Raw genomic sequence first — 22,617 nt, 5'->3', positions numbered from 1 at the left:
GGTCTCAACTGGCGTACTAGAGAGTGATGAAACGCCATTTCTGTTTCATCAACTTGTGTGAACTATATCACACTTGGCGCTTTATTCACCAGTCAAAAAATGAGCTTTTGCTGCGTTTAATAACTATGAAGTTTGTGTGGATATTGGTGAGCAACCCCGGGAAGCATATTTTCATTCACTGCCTAATGATTATTATTCTGCGGGTTTTATTACCTGTTCTTGTTTATTACACGGAGAAACCGAGTCAGATGCGCGTCTATTCTTAATCTTGCCGGAATATCTTCCGAATACCTGATAAATAAGTATTATTCATCACCATCAGAGGTAAAACTGACGCTCGTGAGGGCTGTCGGATGTCAGCTGATGTCTATCGCAATCGCGATTGCTAACGTGTTCGGGCTACCTTAATTAAGGCATATCGCATGGATGTAAGCGTAAATGGGTGACAGTGCGCCGCATAAGGCGCTAAGACTCATCGGAACAGGTTTGGTTATTTTATTGCCAGTGGTGCTGGCATTGTGGTTTGCCCAGCTGCGGGCTAAAGCCGAAACCATTGATCAATTACACTCATTTTCGCAGCTGGCGCTGCAAAAAACGGAAATGGTCATCCGGGAAGCGGATCAGGCTCGGGCTAAAGCCAGCCAGTATCGCGGTGAGTTGTGTTCAGCGGATCACCAGCGTTATTTACTGCATATTGTGCGCGGCCTGCTGTATGTGGAAGATCTGATCTACGCTAACGGCCAGCGCTTTATCTGTTCAACGTCCGTTCATCAGCAAACCGGCTGGCGGATGCCGGCGGCTAATTACACCAAAAAGCCGGATGTCGCGATTTACTATTACCGGGACACGCCGTTTTATCCGGGCTTTGCCATGAATTATATGCAGAAGGGGCCCTATGTTGTGGTGGTTAATCCCTTCTCGTACAGCTCGGTGATCGCCAGCGACCGCGATTTAGCCTATGGCGTTTTCGATACCAAAACCAACCTCTTTTTCTCGGTAAGTAACAATGTCGAGCCCGCGGAACTCCATGCGTTAATTCGCGAAGGCGATACCTTTTTTAATCAGAATGGCCGGGTGTATACGATCGCCCGCTCCGCTATTCGCCCCATCGCCGTCATTATGTCCACCTCGCGGGCCAGCTACTATCACAACTTTTGTGACCAGGCCAGTCTGACGCTGCCGCTGGGGATAATTTGCAGTATTTTACTGGTGCTGGTGTGGTCGCGCACCCGCCGACAGTATCACTCGCCGCGCAATATGCTGCAGCGGGCTCTGAGCTGCCGCCAGCTGCGCCTGCACTACCAGCCGATTATCGATATTAAAAATAACCGCTGCGTTGGGGCGGAAGCGCTGCTGCGCTGGCCTGGGTTTGACGGTCCGGTGATGAACCCGGCGGAGTTTATTCCGCTGGCGGAAAATGAAGGCATGATTGCCCAGGTCACGGACTACGTGGTGGATGAACTGTTTTATGAAATGGGTGAGTTTCTGGCCAGCCATCCACAGTTGTATATAGCCATCAATCTCTCTGCGTCGGATTTCCATTCGGCGCGGCTGATTTCACAGATCAGTGAGAAAGCGCACAGCTACGCGGTCTGTATCGGACAAATCAAAATCGAAGTGACCGAGCGCGGGTTTATCGACGTACCGAAGACCACGCCGGTGATCCAGGCGTTCCGCGAAGCAGGCTATGAAATTGCCATCGACGATTTCGGCACCGGCTACTCGAATCTGCATAATCTGCACGCGCTGAACGTCGATATCCTCAAAATCGATAAAACCTTCGTCGATACGCTCACCACCAACAACACCAGCCACCTGATTGCTGAACATATCATCGAGATGGCGCGCGGGTTGCGGTTAAAGACGATTGCAGAAGGCGTGGAGACGCCGGAGCAGGTAAGCTGGCTCTACAAGCGCGGCGTACAGTATTGCCAGGGCTGGCTGTTTGCGAAAGCGATGCCGGCGCGGGAGTTTATGCAGTGGTTAGCCAATGCTCCCGCGCCCGCGAACGTGCCTCAGCCGCCGCGTCACGCGGAGATCTGATGGCGATAGTCGCTGGGAGTGCGGTCAAACTCGCGGCGGAACACTCGGGAGAAGGTTTGCTGCGAGACGTAGCCCAGATCCATGGCGATATCAAAGATCGGCCGCTGGGTGGTTCGCAACGCTTCCGCCGCCAGCAGCAGGCGGCGCTGGCGAATATAGTCCCCCAGCGTCTGATGCATCACGGTACGGAACATCCGCTGCAGGTACCACTTCGAGTATCCTGACTTTCTGGCGACTATATCAATGTTAAGTGGTTGATCGATATGTTCATCAATCCATTCAATCAAAGTTTGAATAATATCCTGATGGGACATAAAGCGGCCTCTCTCAATTCTCGATTCGTCGTTTTGTCTGCAGGCGAGTATAATTCCTCAAGTTAACTTGAGGTAAAGCGCTTTATGGAAAAGAAATCACCCCGCATCAAAATGCTGTTGACGCCTGGAGAAGTGGCAAAACGAACCGGCGTGGCGGTCTCGGCCCTCCATTTTTATGAGAGTAAAGGATTGATCCACAGTCAGCGGAATGCCGGCAATCAGCGGCGCTACCGGCGTGACGTTCTGCGCGCGGTGGCGATTATCAAAATTGCGCAACGTATTGGCATCCCGCTGGCCACTATCGGCGACGCGTTTGGCGTGCTGCCGGAAGGGCACAATCTCAGCGCAAAAGAGTGGAAGATGCTGTCATCGCAGTGGCGTGAGGAGCTGGATCGGCGCATTCATACCCTGACGGCGCTACGCGACCAGCTCGACGGCTGTATCGGCTGTGGCTGTTTATCGCGACGCGACTGCCCGCTGCGCAACCCGGGCGATAAACTGGGGGAAGAGGGAACCGGCGCCCGGCTGCTGGAAGACGAGTGATAAAACTAAAGCGCCACAACTGGGCGCTTTAGTTGTTTTCCGGTCTTGGTCTTTCGCATTATCTCGCTGGTTCGCGAGAGGGTTTCCCCGACGTCGACGTCCCTCAGTATTGCGCAATCTGTTGATGGAGGTTCCGGTTTGCGTCGACACTTTAACTATGGCATCTGTCGTCGCTTTTTCCTCACTATTTTGCTGAAATTTTCCCGGCAATGAGCGCCTGTTTCTATAGTTAATTTGAACAAACTACGGGAGAGGCTCATGCTGACGGTACATCATCTTAATCAATCACGATCGCAACGCGTACTGTGGGCACTGGAAGAGCTGCAGCTGCCTTATCAGATAGTCCGCTATCAGCGGGAGAAAACGATGCTGGCGCCGGCGGCGCTGAAAAAAATCCATCCGTTGGGAAAATCACCGGTACTGGAAGACAACGGCTATGTGCTGGCGGAGTCCGGGGCGATCCTCGAGTATTTGCAGGAAACCTGGGACAGCGGCGGGTTGTTGAAGCCGCAGGGAATTGACGACAAACTGCAGTACCGCTTCTGGCTGCACTATGCCGAAGGCTCGCTGATGCCGCTGCTGTTAATGAAGCTGGTGTTCGCCAGCCTTGGCAAACCCCCTGTGCCCTTTGGCGTTCGCTCGCTGGGTTCGCTGCTGGGCAAGGGGATACAGAAAACGTGGCTCGATCCGCAGCTGGCCACCCATGCGCGGTTCATTGACGACCATCTTGCCGCGCGGCCATGGTTCGCTGGCGAGCGGCTGAGCATGGCCGATATCCAGATGAGCTTCCCGGTGATGGCATTGTTGGCGCGCGGCGGCATGCATGACCTTGTCCATATCGAGGCCTGGCGTCAGCGAGTGGAACAGCGACCGGCCTGGCAACGCGCCATCGAGCGCGGCGGCCCCTTCACCTTACCCGGCGCCTGAGATATCAGCGGATCCGATGACGTCGATAAATGAAAGCAACTCACTAAAAAATTGTTAGCGGATTGCGCATAGACGATAACGTTTGCGCATCGGCTGGTCATTTTCTGTTCGTCATAAGCGAAATTTAGCGAAATACGATAAACATCGGTTGAAAAGGGTTATCTAAAGGCCGGATAATCGTTTGCCTTTCTGTTTCGCTCCCCCTTTTTTCTGCTGTCCGGGGGAGGCGATAAGGTTGACCACCGTAGTGTATGCGCGGAGTTAAACGTTTGCTTTTTTGCGGCCCCCCTGGCGCTGCGATTCGGTACATGGAGATCGCGTTTAACTGGCAGTGGACGGTCCACCACGCATATCAACGAACGATAAAAATTTTCAGGGGAAGTTTTCTATGTCTACGCCTTCAGCGCGTACCGGCGGTTCATTGGACGCCTGGTTTAAAATTTCGGCGCGCGGCAGCACCGTGCGTCAGGAGATTGTTGCAGGTCTTACTACCTTTCTGGCGATGGTGTACTCCGTCATCGTGGTGCCGGGCATGCTCGGTAAAGCGGGCTTCCCGCCGGCCGCGGTGTTTGTCTCGACCTGTCTGGTAGCGGGCGTTGGCTCGCTGGCGATGGGATTATGGGCGAATCTGCCGATGGCGATCGGTTGCGCTATCTCGTTGACCGCCTTCACCGCCTTCAGCCTGGTGCTGGGGCAGCAGATCAGTATTCCGGTAGCCCTCGGCGCAGTATTCCTGATGGGGGTCCTGTTTACGGTGATCTCGGCAACCGGCATCCGCAGCTGGATCTTGCGTAACCTGCCGCAGGGCGTGGCGCACGGTACCGGGATCGGCATTGGCCTGTTCCTGCTGCTGATCGCCGCCAACGGCGTTGGTCTGGTGATCAAAAACCCGCTGGACGGTTTGCCGGTGGCGTTGGGCAACTTTGACAGTTTCCCGGTGGTGATGTCGCTGATTGGCCTCGCGGTGATCATTGGTCTGGAAAAAATGAAGGTGCCGGGCGGCATTCTGCTGACCATTATCGGCGTGTCGATTGTCGGCCTGATTTTCGATCCCAACGTCCATTTCTCCGGCATTTTCGCTATGCCATCTCTGAGCGATGGCCAGGGTAATTCCCTGATCGGCAGCCTGGATATCGTCGGCGCGCTCAACCCGGTCGTGCTGCCAAGCGTGCTGGCGCTGGTGATGACGGCGGTCTTTGACGCCACCGGTACCATCCGCGCAGTGGCTGGCCAGGCGAACCTGCTGGATAAGGACGGACAGATCATCAACGGCGGTAAAGCGCTGACCACCGACTCCCTGAGCAGCGTCTTCTCCGGTTTAGTCGGGGCGGCGCCGGCGGCGGTTTATATCGAATCGGCGGCGGGTACCGCGGCCGGTGGTAAAACCGGTCTGACCGCGGTGACGGTCGGTGTCCTGTTCCTGCTGATCCTGTTCCTCTCCCCGCTCTCTTATCTGGTGCCGGCCTACGCGACCGCGCCGGCGCTGATGTACGTTGGCCTGCTGATGCTGAGCAACGTGGCGAAAATCGATTTCAATGACTTTGTTGACGCGATGGCTGGCCTGATCACCGCGGTGTTTATCGTGCTGACCTGTAACATCGTGACCGGCATCATGATCGGTTTCGCGACCCTGGTTATTGGCCGTCTGGTCTCCGGCGAGTGGCGCAAACTGAACCTCGGCACGGTGATTATCGCTGTGGCGCTGGTGGTGTTCTACGCCGGCGGCTGGGCGATTTAAACCCTTCGTGCTCCTCACGGGCGGCTCAGGCCGCCCGTTTTATTTTTAAGCCACATCCTGTTTCCATTTGCGTTAATCTGGGTAGCGTATGATTCACAGGCACGACGCCTTACAGGTATAAAAGAAAACGCAGCAAACAGGGAACACATGGAAATATTCTTTACCATCCTCATCATGACCCTTGTGGTCTCACTCTCCGGGGTAGTGACGCGCGTACTGCCCTTTCAGGTTCCACTTCCACTGATGCAAATCGCCATTGGCGCGCTTCTGGCGTGGCCGACCTTTGGTTTGCACGTTGAATTTGATCCAGAGCTGTTTCTGGTACTGTTTATCCCGCCGCTGCTATTCGCCGACGGCTGGAAAACGCCAACCCGCGAATTTATTGAACACGGGCGCGAGATCCTCGGCCTGGCGCTAGCGCTGGTGGTCGTGACGGTGGTCGGCATCGGCTTTCTGATCTACTGGATTGTGCCGGGCATTCCGCTGATCCCGGCGTTCGCGCTGGCGGCCGTGCTGTCGCCGACCGACGCCGTGGCGCTTTCGGGCATCGTTGGGGAAGGGCGGATACCGAAGAAAATCATGGGCATTCTGCAGGGGGAGGCGCTAATGAACGACGCCTCCGGCCTGGTCTCGCTCAAGTTTGCCGTCGCGGTGGCGATGGGCACCATGGTCTTTACCGTTGGCGGCGCCACCGTAGAATTTCTGAAGGTGGCGATTGGCGGCGTGCTGGCCGGGTTTGTGGTGAGCTGGTCGTATGGCCGCTCGATGCGCTTCCTCAGCCGCTGGGGCGGGGATGAACCCGCCACGCAGATTGTCCTGCTGTTCCTGCTGCCGTTTGCCTCCTATCTGATTGCCGAACATATCGGTGTCTCCGGCATCCTGGCGGCGGTAGCGGCGGGGATGACCATCACCCGTTCCGGCGTGATGCGCACCGCGCCCTTGGCCATGCGCCTGCGCGCCAACAGCACCTGGGCAATGTTGGAGTTTGTCTTCAACGGCATGGTCTTCCTGTTGTTGGGCCTGCAACTGCCGGATATCCTCTCCAGTTCGCTGGTAGCGGCGGAGGCCGACCCCAACGTTGAGACCTGGATGCTGTTTACCGACATTATCCTGATCTATGCCGCGCTGATGCTGGTGCGTTTTGGCTGGCTGTGGTCGATGCGTAAGCTCAGTCAGCGCTTCCTGAAGAAGAAGCCGATGGAGTTTGGCTCCTGGACTACGCGCGAGCTGCTGATCTCCTCCGTTGCCGGGGTGCGCGGGGCGATTACCCTCGCCGGTGTGCTCTCCATTCCTCTGCTGCTGCCGGACGGGAATGTCTTTCCGGCGCGCTATGAACTGATTTTCCTCGCCGCCGGGGTGATCCTGTTCTCGCTGTTCGTCGGGGTGATTGCGCTGCCGATCCTGCTACGTCACATTGAATCGAGCGATAATGTGCAGCAGCGGAAAGAGGAGCGTCTGGCGCGCGCGGCAACGGCTGACGTGGCGATTGTGGCGATCCAGAAGATGGAAGAGCGTCTGGCGGCGGATACCAAAGAGAATATCGATACCCAGCTGCTGACCGAAGTCAGTTCGCGGGTGATCGGTAACCTGCGCCGGCGCGCCGATGGGCGTAACGACGTGGAAACCTCTATGCTCGAAGAGAGTCTGGAACGCCGCTTCCGCCTGGCGGCGCTGCGCTCTGAGCGCGGCGAGCTGTATCATCTGCGCGCCACCCGGCAGATCAGTAACGAGACGCTGCAGAAGCTGCTCCACGATCTCGACCTGCTGGAAGCGCTGTTAATCGAAGATCAATAACCTGTAATCCGGATAGCGCGACGCTTATTCGGACTACTGGCGAGACTGCAGTAAATGTGTAGCCCCGGTAAGCGTTAGCGCGACCGGGGGAAACCCGGGCAGCGGCGCAAGCGCCTGACCCGGGCTACCCCTTCCCTTGCGGAACGCGTTGTCACCAGAGAATTATTCCAGCCAGAACGCTTTGCTGCACGTCAGCCAGGCTTCAGCGCTGCGCGACATATATACGCCTTCCCGCCAAATCATCCCCAGCTCCCAGCGCAGCTCGCTTTGCAACGGGATCCAGCAAAAATTCTGCCGGTCGAGACGCTGGCAAATCGGTTCCGGCAGGATCGCTACGCCAATGCCCGCCTGCACCATGGCGGCGAGAAAATCCCACTGGCCGCTGCGCACTGCGATACGTGGCTTCACGTCATGCTCGGCAAACAGCCGCATCAGCTGCTGGCTAAGGGCAAATTCCTCGTTGTAGATAACCAGCGGATGCGACGCCAGCTCGGCCGGCGAGAGCGAGGTTTTACCTTCCCACTCCGCGGTCCTTGGCGTCAGGACGCACAGCGGGTGATTGAACAACGGCAGAATGGTGAGGCTGCTATCCTCCTCGACAGGCAGGGCGGTCATCGCCATATCAAGTTCGCCATTGCTGACCGCCTGCTGGACCGTCAGGCCGCCAAACTCGGCGATCTTCAGCTCGACGCCCGGATAGCGCTGGCGGAAGCGACTGATCGGCTCGGCCATCAGCATCCCGACCATCGGCGGAATGCCAAGCCGCAGCACCCCTTTATGCAGGTGGTTGATATCGCTCAGCTCTGACTCCAGCTGGCTGAACTCGCCCAAGATCGCCTGGCCGCGTTCAAAAACGACGCGCCCGGTATCGGTGAGCAGTAGTTTGCGGCCGTCGCGGATCAACAGCGTGCAGTTCAGCTCATCTTCGAGATTCTTGAGCATCTTGCTGATGGTGGGCTGTGTGACAAACAGCTTTTCCGCCGCGCGAGTAAAACTCTGCTGACGAACCACTTCAACGAAATAGCGCAGCGTTCGGATATCCATAATTATTCCCTGAGACTATACCTGCGATGATTTTAATTCATTTCTGTCCGCTTCGGCGGCTCTCTATACTGCTCGCCTGACTTCTTTTTTTCAGGACTATCGCACATGGCCTTCGCGCCAGCTCGCGTTGCCCCCGCCGTGGCGCAACGACTTCAGATCCCGGTACAGGTACTTCTCTACGTCGGGTTATTCATCTTCGCACAATATCTGGTGAACAGGTGGCAGGTACCGCTGCCGGCTAACCTGGTCGGCATGGTGATGCTCCTGCTGCTGATCGTCTGCCGGGTGATACCGGTAAGCTGGGTGCGCGCCGGCGCCCGCTGGCTGCTGGCGGAGATGCTGCTGTTTTTCGTCCCGGCGGTGGTCGCGGTGGTGAACTACGCCCAGCTGTTGATGGTCGATGGTTGGCGGATATTTCTGGTGATTGCCTTAAGCACGCTGATGGTGCTCGGCGCCACCGCCTGGGTCGTTGACAAGGTCTATCGTTACGAAGTGGGCAGGTTAAAAAAATGAGCGATGCCGTGCTGAGTATCCTGTGCCTGGTGGCGACGCTGGTCCTCTATTACGCCAACAAAAAACTGTATCGACGTTTTCATAAACTCCCTCTGATGCCGCTGGTGTTCACGCCGATCCTGCTGGTGCTGATTCTGGTGGTAGGCCACATCTCTTATCAGAGCTATATGGGAGAGACCCACTGGCTGCTGTGGCTGCTGGGCCCGGCGACCATCGCCTTTGCCGTTCCGGTGTATGAAAATGTCGCGGTGATTAAACACCACTGGATGTCGCTCAGCGCCGGGGTGGTGACGGCGGTAGTGGTGGCTGTCACCAGTTCCGTATGGCTGGCGCGCGGGTTTATGTTGTCTGATGAAATTCAGCGTAGCCTGGCGGTGCGCTCGGTGACCACGCCCTTTGCGCTGGCGGCGGCGAAACCGCTCGGCGGTCAACCCGATCTGGTGGCGCTGTTTGTGGTGATCACCGGCGTGTTTGGCATGGCGGTGGGAGATATGCTGTTTTTACGTCTTGCTATCCGGGAAGGGATGGCGAAAGGAGCCGGGTTCGGCGCGGCTTCCCATGGTGCGGGAACGGCGCGCTCGTATGAGCTGGGCCAGCAGGAGGGCGTGGTGGCCAGCCTGGTGATGATGCTGTCAGGCGTAGTGGTGGTGCTGGCTGCGCCGGTCGTCCGCTGGCTGCTGTTTTAACATTATCGCCAGAGTGAATGTTAATAAATATTGAGGAGAGGAATAGCTATCGGCTATTCCCTGTTTTTGTTATTGATGCATTTAACGGTTCATCATAAAAGATTAAGCCAATTCTTATATCAGCACTGACTTTGTAACTAAATGTTTCTCTGCATGCCCGTATTTAATTATGGGGCAAATATTATATAAATATCCAATTATCTTTGCGAATTTTATAACTTTATAACTCTTTGATTTTTATGGTTTTGAATATGGCCACGCATGCGTTGTGATGTTATATCGCAAAAAATCAATTTTTACATTAATAATTGAGTTCTTACCTCATGCTAGTTATTATTTTTACGCGAGCTTGTATTATTGAATGGATTCAAATGCTGGTCGTTTATTTATGAATAATATTAATTGTCATAAACCATATGTCATGTAAATACATGCATGACGCCGCGCTGCTTGAATTTCATTCTCTAATATCGCTGCATAAAGCAATTGACGGACTGATTGTCGTTTATAATGGATATGGGAATAAATATGAAGATGAGTAAAAAATTTCTGGCGGGTGCCCTGATTTTCTCTGCCTGCAGCGCGCTGTCTACCGTTGCGCAGGCTGATAACACCATTACCTTTAATGGTATTGTTTCCGATACCACCTGTACGGCGACCATTGATGGCGGTGTAACGGCTATTGATATGGGCACCACCTCAGTGGCGGATCTGAAAGCGTATACCTTCGGCGCTGCCAAGAACTTCTCCTTTAGCTTAGCTGATTGCCCGACCGCGGAAGAAGGTGGCAACAGTGTCGCCCGCGTCACTTTTGGCGGTGTTTCCGATACCGCGAACAGCGATTATTTTAAAAACCAGGCAACTGATGAGCCGGCAACCGGCGTCGCTGTGGCCCTTTTCGACGAAGCGGGCAATGTGATGAAGAATAACGAAGAGGGTTCTGATGTTGATATCTCTTCGGGTGCAGCAACCATTCCGTTCACCGTTAAAATGGTGAAATCGGGTGATGCCGATCCGACGAAAGGTACCGTTCAGACAACCGTGACTGGCTTTGTTGAATAAATCAGATTTCGGGTAAGTCTCCCCCGTAGCGGGTTGTGTTTTCAGGCAATACGCACGCTTTCAGGCATACCTGCTTTCGTCATTTTGTTCAGCGCTCGTACCAGGGCCATAGCCTCCGCAACCTGACCATCGTAGTCACGCAGCGTCAGTGAACCCCCGAACAGCTCTTTTACCCGGTACATCGCCGTTTCCGCTATCGAGCGACGGTTGTAGTCTGTTGTCCATTTCCACCGCGCATTACTCCCGGTCATTCGCTGATTAGCCACTGCACGGTTACGGTCTGCATATTCACCGGGCCAGTAACCCGCACCTTTTCGGGGAGGGATAAGCGCGCTGATTTTCTTACGCCGCAGTTCATCGTGACATAGCCGGGTATCGTAAGCGCCATCGGCGGCGGCTGACCTGATTTTCCGGTGGGTTTGCCGGATTAACCCGGGGAAGGCCTCTGAGTCCGTAACGTTGTTCAGCGACAGGTCAGCGCAGATGATTTCATGTGTTTTACTGTCAACGGCGAGATGCAGCTTACGCCAGATACGGCGGCGTTCCTGGCCATGCTTTTTGACTTTCCACTCGCCTTCACCGAAGACCTTCAGCCCGGTGGAATCAATTACCAGGTATGCGATTTCACCCCGGGTGGGCGTTTTGAAACTGACATTAACCGACTTTGCCCGCCTGCTGACACAGCTGTAATCCGGGCAGCGTAGCGGAACGTTCATCAGAGAAAAAATGGAATCAATAAAGCCCTGCGCAGCGCGCAGGGTCAGCCTGAATACGCGTTTAATGACCAGCACAGTCGTGATGGCAAGGTCAGAATAGCGCTGAGGTCTGCCTCGTGAAGAAGGCGCTGCCGACTCATACCAGGCCTGAATAGCTTCATCATCCAGCCAGAAAGTTATGGAGCCACGGTTGATGAGGGCTTTATTGTAGGTGGGCCAGTTGGTGATTTTGAACTTTTGCTTTGCCACGGAACGGTCTGCGTTGTCGGGAAGATACGTGATCTGATCCTTCAACTCAGCAAAAGTTCGATTTATTCAACAAAGCCACCGTGACTTATAACGTGACCTATCATTAATTCGGCTTCTTGTTGAATGGAGAAAGGGGAATCGCCTGCTATTCCCCTTAAATTAAACATATGAGATATCCTTTTTTTGCGATCGGTTTATTGCTGTCTTCTTCCTTCGCGCAGGCCAGCGTGGTCGTTGGCGGTACGCGTCTGGTTTTTGATGGTACGAAAAATAACGCTGTAATAACGGTTGAGAATAAAGATCAGAACAGCAATATCGTTCAGTCCTGGCTCTCGGTGGTTGATGCAGCCTCACCCGCCAAAGACGCATTTATTATTACGCCGCCGCTGTTTCGTCTCAAAGCCGGGGAGAAAGGATTTGTCCGCGTAGTTCGATCAGGAAAGAAATTACCCGACGATCGCGAGTCGATGTTTTGGCTCAATATTAAAGGGATCCCGGCAACAGAATATGTACCTGATAAAAATGTTGTACAGTTTGCGATTAATTCGAAAATAAAATTGATTTATCGACCCGCTGCGTTAAAAGGTAATACACCGGAAGCGTACGCTGAAAAATTACAGTGGGGGAAAGAGGGGACGTCGGTGACGGTAAAAAATAACTCACCGCTGTATATGAATTTCTCACAGGTTAGCCTTAACGGTAAAAATATTTCTGGCGCATGGTTTGCTGCCCCGTTTTCCACCTTAAAAATACCCGTGCAGAGTAGCCTGTCGGCGACAGGAAAAAAAGAGATCACATGGAGCGTGATTAATGATTATGGTATGTCAGGGAAGAAATATACCGCTATCATTCAGTAGCGTTGAGCTGCTATTTTCAACTAAAAGTATCTGCGTCGCTATTATTCTGTGCCTAAGTACTCTGCCCTCTCGCGCGGAGGCCGGCGAATATTTCAACCCAAATTTACTCGAAGTCGCCGAGAGTCCTGCGGCTTCGGTTGATCTATCCTATTTTTCGCAAGATGGCATACCGCCGGGCACCTATCACCTGGATGTTTACATCAACGATAAGTACGTCAGTTCAGACTCGCTGACTTTTCAGGAAATTAGCCATGACGCAGGCGCGACTGCTTCTCCCTGCCTGTCCGCGGAGTATCTGAATTCATGGTTGATTAATACCACCGCCTATCCGCAGTTGTTCGAGGCAGGGGAAACCTGCGCCCGGCTGTCGGCGATCCCCGGGATGACGTTCTCGGTATCTCTTGCCCAGCAGCGCATTGATTTTACCGTGCCGCAGGCCGCCATGCTGAATCGCCCCAGAGACTATATTCCCGAGAGCCAGTGGCAACAGGGGATCAATGCCGGTCTTCTCAACTATAGCGTCACCGGGCAGCGTAATGCGCCGCGGCATAACGGCGCCACTATCGACAGTCAGTTCGTCAGCCTGCAGCCTGGGCTGAATCTGGGACCATGGCGCCTGCGCAACTACAGCACCTATAGCCACAGCGATAACAACAGCCGCTGGGAGTCGGTTTACTCCTATCTTGCCCGCGATATTCACACCCTACGCAGCCAGCTGGTGGTCGGTAATACGTATACCTCTTCCGGCATTTTCGACAGTTTGAGTTTTACCGGTCTGCAACTCAGTTCAGACAAAGAGATGCTGCCGGATAGCCTGCATGGCTTTGCGCCGACGATTCGAGGGATCGCGCGCACCACCGCGGAGGTCTCGGTTTATCAGAATGGTTACAGCATTTATAAAACCACCGTCGCTCCCGGCGCCTTTGAAATTAACGATCTGTACGCCACCGGCAGCGCCGGCGACCTGTACGTCAACATTAAAGAGTCTGACGGCAGCGAGCAAAACTTTGTGGTGCCTTTCGCGTCGCTGGCGATCCTGCAACGTGAGGGCCAGCTGGACTATGCGCTGAGCAGCGGCAGGACGCGATCGGGCAGCTCCGACGATAAAGAATATAACTTTATTCAGTCTTCCCTGGCCTATGGCGCCACCAGCAACATCACTTTTTATACTGGTTTCCAGCAGGCGGAAGATAAATACACCAACCTGTTGTTAGGCGCTGGCTTTAACCTCGGTACTATCGGTGCGCTGTCGTTTGATGGCTCTCAGTCGTGGGCCGACGTGAAAACCAGCGATACGGCCTCGTCAACCAGTAAAGAGCAAGGGCAATCGTATCGCGTCCGCTTCAGTAAAAGCTTTCTGCAGACGGGCACCAGCTTTTCCGTGGCCGGTTATCGCTACTCCACCTCGGGATATTATTCGTTTCAGGACTTTGTCGATAACTCTTCCACACAGCGCGACTGCTGTACGCAGAGCGGCAGAACGAAAGGCCGGTTTGACGCATCGTTGTCGCAGACGCTGTTTGGCTATGGTTCGCTCTCGCTTTCGTTGGTCAATGAGACCTACTGGGACAGTTCGCGTATGGAATCGGTGGGCGTGGGCTATAGCGGGTCGATTGGCAAGGCCTCCTACTTTATTAACTATTCCTATAACCGCAATGTGCAAAGCACCGATGACAGCAGCAATAACCGGCCGGCCAGCGATACGGTCGTCTCCCTGACGTTAAGTATTCCGCTTGGCGAGACGCTCTCGGCAAATTACACCATGAACCATGGTCGGCATAACGATACCACGCACAGCGTGGGGCTCAACGGCTCGGCGTTCGAGGATCGTTCCCTGAACTGGAGCGTACTGGAAGGGTACAACACGCAGGATAAAAGCACCTCCGGCAACCTCAGCGTCAACTACCAGGGCTCGAAAGGGGATGTGGCTGGCGGCTATGGCTACGACCGCTACAGCAATCACTACAACTATTCGCTGCGCGGGGGCATGGTCGCCCATGCGGGCGGACTCACGCTATCACGCTTTCTGGGCGAGAGTTCTGCGCTGGTCGAAACGCCTGGCGTCAGCGATGTGACAGTGCGCGGTCAGACAAACGTGACGACGGATGCCGCCGGATATGCGGTGGTGCCTTACGTCCGTCCGTACCATCGTAACAGCCTGGCGCTGGATGAACAGGAAATACCTGGCGCTGAAGTGGATAACGTCGCCAGAACGGTGGTTCCGACGCGCAATGCGATCGTCAAAGTGAAGTACGACACGCGAATTGGCTATAAGGCGATGCTCACCCTGCGTACCCGCAATGGCGTGGTGCCTTTCGGCGCGCTGGTGACCCTCGATAATGATCACGGTAGCGCGTCGCGCAGCAATATCGTTGGCGATGAGGGGCAGGTGTATCTAACGGGGCTGCAGAAAAAAGGCCAGCTGTTAGCGCGCTGGGGGGAGAAAAGCAGTGAGCAGTGCACCGTTCATTATGACTTCTCCGGCATGGCCCTTGGCGACGATATTCTGTTCTATCAGGCCGAATGTCGGTAATGGATGCAGGTTTTCAACATGGAAGAGGGGCTGATATGAATATGCGAGACGGCAGCACAAGGGGCCTCCTGGTGGCCATTTTGCTGCTCTCCCTTCCGGCGCTGGCTTATGAGGGCAGCAGCACGGTCAATTTTAACGTCACGGGCACCATCGAAGCGCCTTCCTGTGAGGTGGCCGTGGAGCCGTCGAACAGTATCGATTTAGGCACCGTCTCCTCGCAGACGTTCTCCGGACATGCCGGGGCGAGCGGCGCCAGCGTGCCGGTTAAGCTGGTCTTTTCCAGCTGTTCCGCCGATGCGTCGGCGGTGACCATCGCGTTTAGCGGCACCAGCTTCGATAGCACCCACGCTTCAATCTATAAAAACTTCCAGACTGGCAGCAACGGTGCCAGCGGCGTCGGTTTGCAGCTGCAGAGCATGGCCGACCAGCAGCCCCTTGGCCCCGGCGACCAGTATCTCTATACCTTTGGGGACGATGCGGATATCCATACCTTTAATATGGTGGCACGTATGTTTTCGCCTTATGGCCAGGTAAGGTCCGGGATGGTCGGGTTTACCGCCACGTTCGATGTGGCCTACAAATAACGTTTCGACAGGGATGGGTATGAAAAAACTGATCTTATTGCTCATATTGGCACTGTGTCCCGTCTATAGCTGGGCGGCCTGCACGGGAATCAACTATGGCGATGTCTCGATGACCAACCTGCCGGAAAAGATCCTGGTCAATGCCGGGAGCTATACCGCAGGGACGGTACTGTATGACTCGGGGAAGATTACGCGCTCGCAAACGGAATTGCTTAACTGTGAGGGGAGCACCTACGCGGTTTTTGCCTGGTCCTCGAACAATGCCGGGGCACTGATAGGGGATAATATCTATGCCACCTCGGTGCAGGGGATCGGTATCCGCGTCAAGGTGTGGCTCAATATCAGCGGTGAATATGGCGATGACACCGATGATTTCAGCCCCGACTCGCAGGTGCATTATATTGGTGATGTGAATTATTACCTCGGAAAGCCGACAGGTCTTTTCGACTCTTTCGCGTCGACTCATTATACCCCAGCGTATCAGCTGCAGCTGGTGGCCACCGGCGGCGCCATCGCCAGCAAGAGTCAATTATCGTTCAGCGACCCGGTGGCCACGGTATCGGCCAAGGATAAAAAGGGGACCATCGCTATTTCACAACTGCACATCAGCGGCACCACCAGCATCCAGCTAATCCCGATGGGGTGTATTGTCGGTAGCAATAATCTCAGTTTTTCCATGGGCAGCATCAATGCCAGTGAGTTTAATACCGCGACGAAGGTGGGTAGCGCGCGGCAGTCTCTGAGCCTCTCCTGCGAGCCGGGAACTAACGTTTCGATGCGTGTAGCGGCTGCTTCTGCAAGCGGGGATAACCCTGACAATACGGTGATGGCCCTCACGGCGGAACAGAATGCCGCCACTGGCGTGGGAGTGCAGTTAAATTTGAATGGCAAAGCACTGCCGTTAAATACCGATATCAGCCTCTATACTTCGAGCCGCGCGACGGTGACCAACAGCGGCGCGGATGCCAGCTACAGCTATTTCACCAACCCCGACAGCCCCGGAGGCGCAGCGGCCATGCAGACGCTCGCCTTATCCACTAACTATTACAGGACGGGGAGCGCGGTGACCGCGGGGACAGCCAACGCCACCGGGGTGATCACCTTTACTTATAACTGAGGGGGAGAATCCCTTCCCCGAACGATGCCGGGGAAGGTAGAGGACAATTAATGCGCCTGGCCGCGTTCGATACCGATCCCGGTTTGTGAACGGATAAACTGGGCGCGGAACTGCTCGCGCTCGCGCATCCCTTCCGGTGAGTTATCGGTGGCGGAGAAGACCCAGATGCCAATGAACGCGATGGCAATGGAGAACAGCGCCGGATATTCATACGGGAACAGCGCTTTCTCATGGCCGAGGATCTGCACCCAAATGGTGGGGCCGAGGATCATAAGAATGACCGCAGTCAGCAGGCCCAGCCAGCCGCCGACCATCGCGCCGCGGGTGGTCAGCTTCGACCAGTACATCGACAGCAGAATAATCGGGAAGTTACAGCTGGCGGCGATGGAGAAGGCCAGGCCGACCATGAAAGCAATATTCTGATTTTCAAACAGAATACCCAGCAGAATGGCCACCACCCCAAGGATCAGCACGGTGATCTTGGAGACCTTCAGCTCCTGACGCTCGGTCGCGCCCTTGCGGAAGACGTTGGCGTACAGGTCGTGCGACACCGCTGACGCGCCGGCGAGGGTCAGGCCCGCCACCACCGCCAGGATAGTGGCGAAGGCTACCGCAGAGATAAAGCCGAGGAACAGGTTGCCGCCAACCGCATCCGCCAGGTGCACCGCCGCCATGTTATTGCCGCCGATAAGCTGTCCGGCCGCGTCTTTAAACGCCGGGTTCGCGCCGACCAGCATGATGGCGCCGAAGCCGATGATAAAGGTCAGGATATAGAAATAGCCCATAAAACCGGTGGCGTAGAAGACGCTTTTACGCGCTTCTTTGGCGTCGCTCACGGTAAAGAAGCGCATCAGAATATGCGGCAGGCCAGCAGTACCGAACATCAGACCCAGACCCAGAGAGAGCGCAGATATCGGATCTTTTACCAGTCCGCCGGGACTCATAATCGCCGCCCCTTTCGGGTGGACCGCCATCGCCTCGGTAAACAGGTTATTGAAGCTGAAGCCGACGTGCTTCATGACCATAAAGGCCATAAAGCTGGCGCCGCACAGCAGCAGAACCGCTTTAATAATCTGCACCCAGGTAGTCGCCAGCATGCCGCCGAACAGGACATAGAGCACCATCAGCACGCCAACCAGCACTACGGCGACATGGTAATTAAGGCCGAACAGCAGCTGGATTAGCTTGCCGGCGCCCACCATCTGGGCAATCAGATACAGGGCCACCACCACCAGCGAACCGCAGGCGGAGAGGGTGCGGATCGGCCCCTGCTTCAGGCGGTAAGAGGCGACATCGGCAAAAGTATAGCGGCCAAGATTGCGCAGACGTTCAGCAATTAGAAACAGGATAATCGGCCAGCCGACGAGAAAGCCCAGCGAGTAGATCAGCCCATCGTAGCCGGAGGTATACACCAGCGCGGAGATACCGAGGAACGACGCCGCTGACATAAAGTCGCCGGCAATCGCCAGCCCGTTCTGGAAGCCGGTAATATTGCCGCCGGCGGTGTAGTAATCGCTGCGCGAACGCACCCGTTTTGAGGCCCAGTAGGTGATGTACAGCGTCAGGGCGACGAAAATCAGGAACATGACAATCGCCTGCCAGTTGGTCGGCTGGCGCTGTACCGCGCCGGTAATAGCGTCTGCGGCGTGGGCGCCGAGGGGCAGCAGCGTGGCGGCGAGCGCCGTCAGGACTCTCTTGATCATGCTTTTACCTCGTTGAGAACGCTTTTGGTCAAACGGTCGAATTCACCGTTAGCTCGCCAGACATAAATACCGGTCAGGATAAACGAAATGACGATCACGCCAATGCCGAGCGGGATCCCGCGGGTGACGCTGGTTCCGGCGTGCAGCGGGGTGCCGAGCCAGCCGGGTGCAAAGGCGATAAGCAAAATAAAGCCCACGTAGATCACTAACATAATCACTGACAGAATGGCGGCAAACCGTTGCCGTGATGCAACTAACTCCCTGAAATGCGCACTATTTTCTATCCGCTGACAAAGTTGTTCATTCATCTTAGCGTCTCCAGAGGTCTCCCTTTCGTCATCCACTCGGCGGACGCTGGCGACAGCAACCCCTCCGGCGACGGAGCCGGGACAGGTGTTGCTGACGGCGTTCCTGCGAGTGAAATCCTGGGGGAGGGACTTATTTTTATCCTCTCCCCGGAAGGGGAGAGGGTGTAGGGAATCGGTCCTTACTTACGATGGCATGGTAATGGCCTGCTTCTCTTCGAGCAGTTTTTCCACGACGCCAGGATCGGCGAGGGTCGAGGTATCGCCGAGGTTGCTGGTGTCGCCTGCGGCAATCTTACGCAGAATGCGGCGCATGATTTTGCCCGAGCGGGTTTTCGGCAGCGAATCGGTCCAGTGCAGCACATCCGGCGTCGCCAGCGGACCGATCTCTTTGCGTACCCAGTTACGCACTTCGGCATACAACTCCGGCGTCGGTTCTTCGCCGTGATTGAGCGTCACGTAGGCATAGATGGCCTGGCCTTTGATGTTATGCGGGATCCCCACCACCGCCGCTTCGGCGATTTTTGGGTGCGACACCAGCGCCGATTCGATCTCGGCGGTCCCCAGACGGTGTCCGGAGACGTTCAGGACGTCATCCACCCGGCCGGTGATCCAGTAATAGCCATCTTCATCACGACGCGCGCCGTCGCCGCTAAAGTACATATTTTTGAAAGTGGAGAAGTAGGTTTGCTCAAAGCGCTCATGGTCGCCGAACAGGGTACGCGCCTGGCCGGGCCAGGAGTCGGCGATGGCGAGGTTGCCTTCGGTGGCGCCATCCAGCGGCAGGCCTTCGTTATCCACCAGCACCGGCTGGACGCCGAAGAACGGACGCGTCGCGGAGCCGGCCTTCAGCTCAATCGCGCCCGGCAGCGGAGTGATCATAAAGCCGCCGGTTTCGGTCTGCCACCAGGTGTCCATCACCGGGCACTTCTCGTTACCGATCTTCTTCCAGTACCACTCCCAGGCTTCCGGGTTAATCGGTTCGCCGACCGAGCCAAGAATGCGCAGCGAGGAGCGGTCTGTGCCTTCGATAGCTTTGTCGCCTTCCGCCATCAGGGCGCGAATAGCCGTCGGGGCGGTATAGAGAATGCTGACCTTATGCTTATCGACGACCTGGCACATGCGCGCCGGCGTAGGCCAGTTCGGCACTCCTTCGAACATCAGGGTGGTGGCGCCGCAGGCCAGTGGGCCGTACAGCAGATAGCTATGGCCGGTGACCCAGCCCACGTCGGCGGTGCACCAATAAATATCGCCCGGATGGTAGTCGAAAACGTATTTAAAGGTGGTGGCCGCATAGACCAGATAGCCGCCGGTGGTGTGCAGCACCCCTTTCGGTTTACCGGTGGAGCCGGAGGTATAGAGGATGAACAGCGGATCTTCGGCGTTCATTTCGACGGGCCGGTGTTCGGCGCTGGCGTTCGCAATCAGGTCGCTCCACCACAGATCGCGGCCTTCCTGCCAGTCGATATTGCCGCCGGTGCGTTTCAGGACCACCACGTGCTCAATGCTTTTCACGTTCGGGTTTTTCAGCGCGTCATCGACGTTTTTCTTCAGCGGGATGGCGCGACCGGCGCGCAGCCCTTCGTCAGCGGTGATCACCAGGCGTGAGCTGGAGTCGATAATGCGTCCGGCCACCGCCTCCGGCGAGAAGCCGCCGAAAATGACCGAGTGGATTGCTCCGATGCGGGCGCAGGCCAGCATCGCCACCGCGGCTTCCGGCACCATCGGCATATAGATAGCAACCACGTCGCCTTTTTTAATCCCGAGGTCGAGCAACACATTGGCGAAACGGCACACGTCGGCATGCAGTTCACGGTAGGTGATGTGCTTGCTTTGGCTGGCGTCGTCGCCTTCCCAGATGATGGCGGTTTGATCGCCGCGTTCGGCGAGGTGGCGGTCGAGACAGTTAGCGGCGAGGTTCAGGGTGCCATCTTCATACCATTTGATGGAAATATTACCCGGTGCGAAGGAGGTGTTCTTTACACGGGTATAGGGCCGCATCCAGTCAAGGATCTTGCCCTGCTCGCCCCAAAATGTATCAGGGTCGGTTATGGATTGTTGGTACTGCGCCTTGTACTGATCCGGGTTAATCAGGCAACGTTCCGCAATATTAGCGGGAATAGGGTGTTTGTGAATTTGGCTCATGGCTTTTTTTCTCCTTTGAACTTGTTAAATATATGTCAAACAAACGTTAAGAGTAGGGGTTTTGACAGCTTTGTTTGTTAATTGGGGGGCAGATCACGCAATGATTAAACTGGGTGAAATTTCATCAAATGAAACTTTGAAGAGAAATAATTACGCAAATGAATTTATAGAAACGGAAGCTGTGAAAATTTTTTTATTACAAATACTTATGCAATATAACTGGGGGAAATTCGCTGCTTTATGCATAAAAGCAGAGGAAAGCCCTGTTCTTAAAGGCTTGCGCAGCATGCCGTGCAAATGATACTGATATTGCGCGTTAAATAACCCCACAAAGCAACGCAACACAATTCATACCCCCTGCAGTGGGTACCATGACGAAAAGGAATGGTGCCTTTCATTGAGGAAGTCAGTAGTGAAGAAAACAAAAAAAGTCAGTCTGGCCTGGCAAATTTTGCTAGCCCTGGTGCTGGGTATCCTTCTGGGCAGTTATCTGCATTACCACGCTGAAAGTCGCGATTGGTTAATTAGCAATTTGCTGACGCCGGCGGGCGATATCTTTATCCATCTGATTAAAATGATCGTGGTCCCGATTGTCATTTCGACCCTGGTGGTCGGGATTGCCGGCGTGGGTGACGCCAAACAGTTAGGGCGGATCGGTGCCAAAACCATTATCTATTTCGAAGTGATCACCACGGTGGCGATTGTGCTGGGTATCACCCTGGCCAACGTCTTCCAGCCGGGGACGGGCATTGATATGTCGCAGCTGGCGGCAGTTGATATTTCGAAATATCAGAACACCACCGCCGAAGTGCAGAGCCATGCGCACGGCCTGATGGGCACCATCCTGTCGCTGGTGCCGACCAATATCGTGGCATCGATGGCGAAAGGCGATATGCTGCCGATTATCTTCTTCTCGGTGCTGTTTGGCCTGGGGCTCTCCTCGCTGCCGGCGACCCACCGTGAGCCGCTGGTGACGGTCTTCCGCTCTATCTCCGAGACCATGTTTAAAGTCACCCATATGGTGATGCGCTATGCGCCGGTCGGGGTATTCGCCCTGATTTCGGTAACCGTCGCCACCTTCGGTTTCGCCTCGCTGTGGCCGCTGGCCAAGCTAGTGTTGCTGGTTTACTTTGCGATCCTGTTCTTCGCGCTGGTGGTGCTGGGGATTGTCGCGCGCCTGTGTGGTTTGAGCATCTGGATCCTGATCCGCATCCTGAAAGATGAGCTGATTCTGGCTTATTCTACCGCCAGCTCGGAGAGCGTACTGCCGCGCATTATTGAGAAGATGGAAGCCTACGGCGCGCCGGCGTCGATCACCAGCTTTGTGGTGCCGACCGGTTACTCCTTCAACCTCGATGGTTCAACGCTGTATCAGAGCATCGCGGCGATCTTTATCGCCCAGCTGTACGGTATTGACCTCTCTATCTGGCAGGAGATTACCCTGGTGCTGACCCTGATGGTGACCTCGAAAGGGATCGCCGGCGTGCCGGGCGTCTCCTTCGTGGTGCTGCTGGCCACCCTGGGTAGCGTCGGGATCCCGCTGGAAGGGCTTGCCTTTATTGCCGGCGTCGACCGTATCCTCGATATGGCGCGTACCGCGCTGAACGTGGTGGGTAATGCGCTGGCGGTGCTGGTTATCGCCAAGTGGGAGCATAAGTTCGATCGCAAAAAAGCGCTGGCCTATGAACGCGAAGTGCTGGGCAAGTTTGATAAAACCGCCCAATAAAACACAAAGCCCGGCGCG

At 55.4% G+C, this 22,617-nt stretch carries 20 protein-coding genes; 14 read left to right on the top strand and 6 right to left on the bottom strand.

What is annotated here, in order from left to right:
• Positions 1–438 precede the first annotated feature (438 nt).
• On the top strand, positions 439–2,043 hold the full coding sequence (locus tag ACR809_RS23800; protein ID WP_004177824.1) for an EAL domain-containing protein: 1,605 nt from the start codon (positions 439–441) through the stop codon (positions 2,041–2,043).
• Here ACR809_RS23800 and soxS read toward each other — a convergent pair.
• Positions 2,028–2,357, bottom strand: a complete 330-nt coding sequence (gene soxS / locus ACR809_RS23795; protein ID WP_004151738.1) for a superoxide response transcriptional regulator SoxS — start codon at positions 2,355–2,357, stop codon at positions 2,028–2,030. The genes ACR809_RS23800 and soxS overlap by 16 nt on opposite strands.
• A gap of 84 nt (positions 2,358–2,441) precedes the next feature.
• Between soxS and soxR the strand changes: the two genes are divergently transcribed.
• The 4 genes from soxR to ACR809_RS23775 all read left to right on the top strand — a co-directional run bounded on the left by soxR (position 2,442) and on the right by ACR809_RS23775 (position 7,359).
• On the top strand, positions 2,442–2,900 hold the full coding sequence (gene soxR / locus ACR809_RS23790) for a redox-sensitive transcriptional activator SoxR (RefSeq protein ID WP_002885077.1): 459 nt from the start codon (positions 2,442–2,444) through the stop codon (positions 2,898–2,900).
• A 258-nt stretch (positions 2,901–3,158) separates the two neighbouring features.
• A complete protein-coding gene (locus tag ACR809_RS23785; protein WP_002885078.1) occupies positions 3,159–3,827 on the top strand; it encodes a glutathione S-transferase family protein in 669 nt (222 codons plus the stop codon).
• Between the two features lie 388 nt (positions 3,828–4,215).
• Positions 4,216–5,565, top strand: coding sequence for an NCS2 family permease (locus ACR809_RS23780; RefSeq protein ID WP_002885079.1), 1,350 nt, complete (start codon positions 4,216–4,218; stop codon positions 5,563–5,565).
• Positions 5,566–5,712: 147 nt separating this feature from the next.
• Positions 5,713–7,359 (top strand): Na+/H+ antiporter, encoded by a 1,647-nt coding sequence (locus ACR809_RS23775; RefSeq protein ID WP_002885082.1) that lies wholly within the window; start codon positions 5,713–5,715, stop codon positions 7,357–7,359.
• 162 nt (positions 7,360–7,521) lie between these two features.
• On the opposite strand, the gene ACR809_RS23770 is transcribed toward ACR809_RS23775, so the two are convergent.
• Positions 7,522–8,403 (bottom strand): LysR family transcriptional regulator, encoded by an 882-nt coding sequence (locus tag ACR809_RS23770; RefSeq protein ID WP_002885085.1) that lies wholly within the window; start codon positions 8,401–8,403, stop codon positions 7,522–7,524.
• Between the two features lie 105 nt (positions 8,404–8,508).
• Between ACR809_RS23770 and ACR809_RS23765 the strand changes: the two genes are divergently transcribed.
• From ACR809_RS23765 to ACR809_RS23755, 3 genes are all read left to right on the top strand, one after another.
• The gene (locus ACR809_RS23765) at positions 8,509–8,916 is read left to right on the top strand and encodes a CidA/LrgA family protein (RefSeq protein WP_002885086.1); all 408 of its coding nucleotides are present in this window, start codon (positions 8,509–8,511) and stop codon (positions 8,914–8,916) included.
• Positions 8,913–9,602, top strand: coding sequence for an LrgB family protein (locus ACR809_RS23760; RefSeq protein ID WP_122051609.1), 690 nt, complete (start codon positions 8,913–8,915; stop codon positions 9,600–9,602). Before ACR809_RS23765 ends, ACR809_RS23760 begins: the two co-directional genes overlap by 4 nt.
• 510 nt (positions 9,603–10,112) lie before the next feature.
• Positions 10,113–10,664, top strand: coding sequence for a fimbrial protein (locus tag ACR809_RS23755; protein ID WP_162992564.1), 552 nt, complete (start codon positions 10,113–10,115; stop codon positions 10,662–10,664).
• Positions 10,665–10,705: 41 nt separating this feature from the next.
• On the opposite strand, the gene ACR809_RS23750 is transcribed toward ACR809_RS23755, so the two are convergent.
• The gene (locus ACR809_RS23750; protein WP_162992557.1) at positions 10,706–11,674 is read right to left on the bottom strand and encodes an IS5-like element IS903B family transposase; all 969 of its coding nucleotides are present in this window, start codon (positions 11,672–11,674) and stop codon (positions 10,706–10,708) included.
• A 122-nt stretch (positions 11,675–11,796) separates the two neighbouring features.
• Between ACR809_RS23750 and ACR809_RS23745 the strand changes: the two genes are divergently transcribed.
• Genes ACR809_RS23745 through ACR809_RS23730 form a run of 4 tightly spaced genes read left to right on the top strand, consistent with a single transcriptional unit; the run spans position 11,797 to position 16,720 of the window.
• Positions 11,797–12,486, top strand: a complete 690-nt coding sequence (locus ACR809_RS23745; protein ID WP_004210006.1) for a fimbrial assembly chaperone — start codon at positions 11,797–11,799, stop codon at positions 12,484–12,486.
• Positions 12,440–15,019, top strand: a complete 2,580-nt coding sequence (locus tag ACR809_RS23740) for a fimbria/pilus outer membrane usher protein (RefSeq protein ID WP_023288133.1) — start codon at positions 12,440–12,442, stop codon at positions 15,017–15,019. The genes ACR809_RS23745 and ACR809_RS23740 overlap by 47 nt, the downstream gene beginning before the upstream one ends.
• Positions 15,020–15,054: 35 nt before the next feature.
• Positions 15,055–15,603 carry a fimbrial protein gene (locus ACR809_RS23735; protein WP_004151734.1) on the top strand — a complete coding sequence of 183 codons (549 nt, stop codon included), beginning with the start codon at positions 15,055–15,057 and terminating at the stop codon, positions 15,601–15,603.
• 19 nt (positions 15,604–15,622) lie between these two features.
• Positions 15,623–16,720, top strand: a complete 1,098-nt coding sequence (locus ACR809_RS23730; protein ID WP_064143783.1) for a type 1 fimbrial protein — start codon at positions 15,623–15,625, stop codon at positions 16,718–16,720.
• 47 nt (positions 16,721–16,767) lie between these two features.
• Here the strand turns inward: ACR809_RS23730 and actP are convergent, their stop codons facing one another.
• The 3 genes from actP to acs form a co-directional block, all read right to left on the bottom strand.
• Positions 16,768–18,420: a cation/acetate symporter ActP gene (actP, locus tag ACR809_RS23725; protein WP_024623073.1), complete on the bottom strand. Its 1,653-nt coding sequence runs from the start codon at positions 18,418–18,420 to the stop codon at positions 16,768–16,770.
• Positions 18,420–18,731 (bottom strand): DUF485 domain-containing protein, encoded by a 312-nt coding sequence (locus tag ACR809_RS23720; RefSeq protein WP_004177812.1) that lies wholly within the window; start codon positions 18,729–18,731, stop codon positions 18,420–18,422. Before ACR809_RS23720 ends, actP begins: the two co-directional genes overlap by 1 nt.
• 183 nt (positions 18,732–18,914) lie before the next feature.
• On the bottom strand, positions 18,915–20,873 hold the full coding sequence (gene acs / locus ACR809_RS23715; protein WP_002885145.1) for an acetate--CoA ligase: 1,959 nt from the start codon (positions 20,871–20,873) through the stop codon (positions 18,915–18,917).
• 100 nt (positions 20,874–20,973) lie between these two features.
• On the opposite strand from acs, the gene ACR809_RS23710 reads away from it, so the two are divergent.
• Positions 20,974–21,174: a hypothetical protein gene (locus ACR809_RS23710; protein WP_004226113.1), complete on the top strand. Its 201-nt coding sequence runs from the start codon at positions 20,974–20,976 to the stop codon at positions 21,172–21,174.
• A 111-nt stretch (positions 21,175–21,285) separates the two neighbouring features.
• Positions 21,286–22,599 (top strand): glutamate/aspartate:proton symporter GltP, encoded by a 1,314-nt coding sequence (gltP, locus tag ACR809_RS23705; RefSeq protein WP_004146659.1) that lies wholly within the window; start codon positions 21,286–21,288, stop codon positions 22,597–22,599.
• Positions 22,600–22,617 lie beyond the last annotated feature (18 nt).

It is taken from the genome of Klebsiella sp. CD33 (assembly GCF_051992865.1).
Lineage (GTDB): Bacteria > Pseudomonadota > Gammaproteobacteria > Enterobacterales > Enterobacteriaceae > Klebsiella > Klebsiella pneumoniae.
Note: the sequence above shows the minus strand (reverse complement) of the source record. Positions and strands in the feature narration are given on the sequence as shown.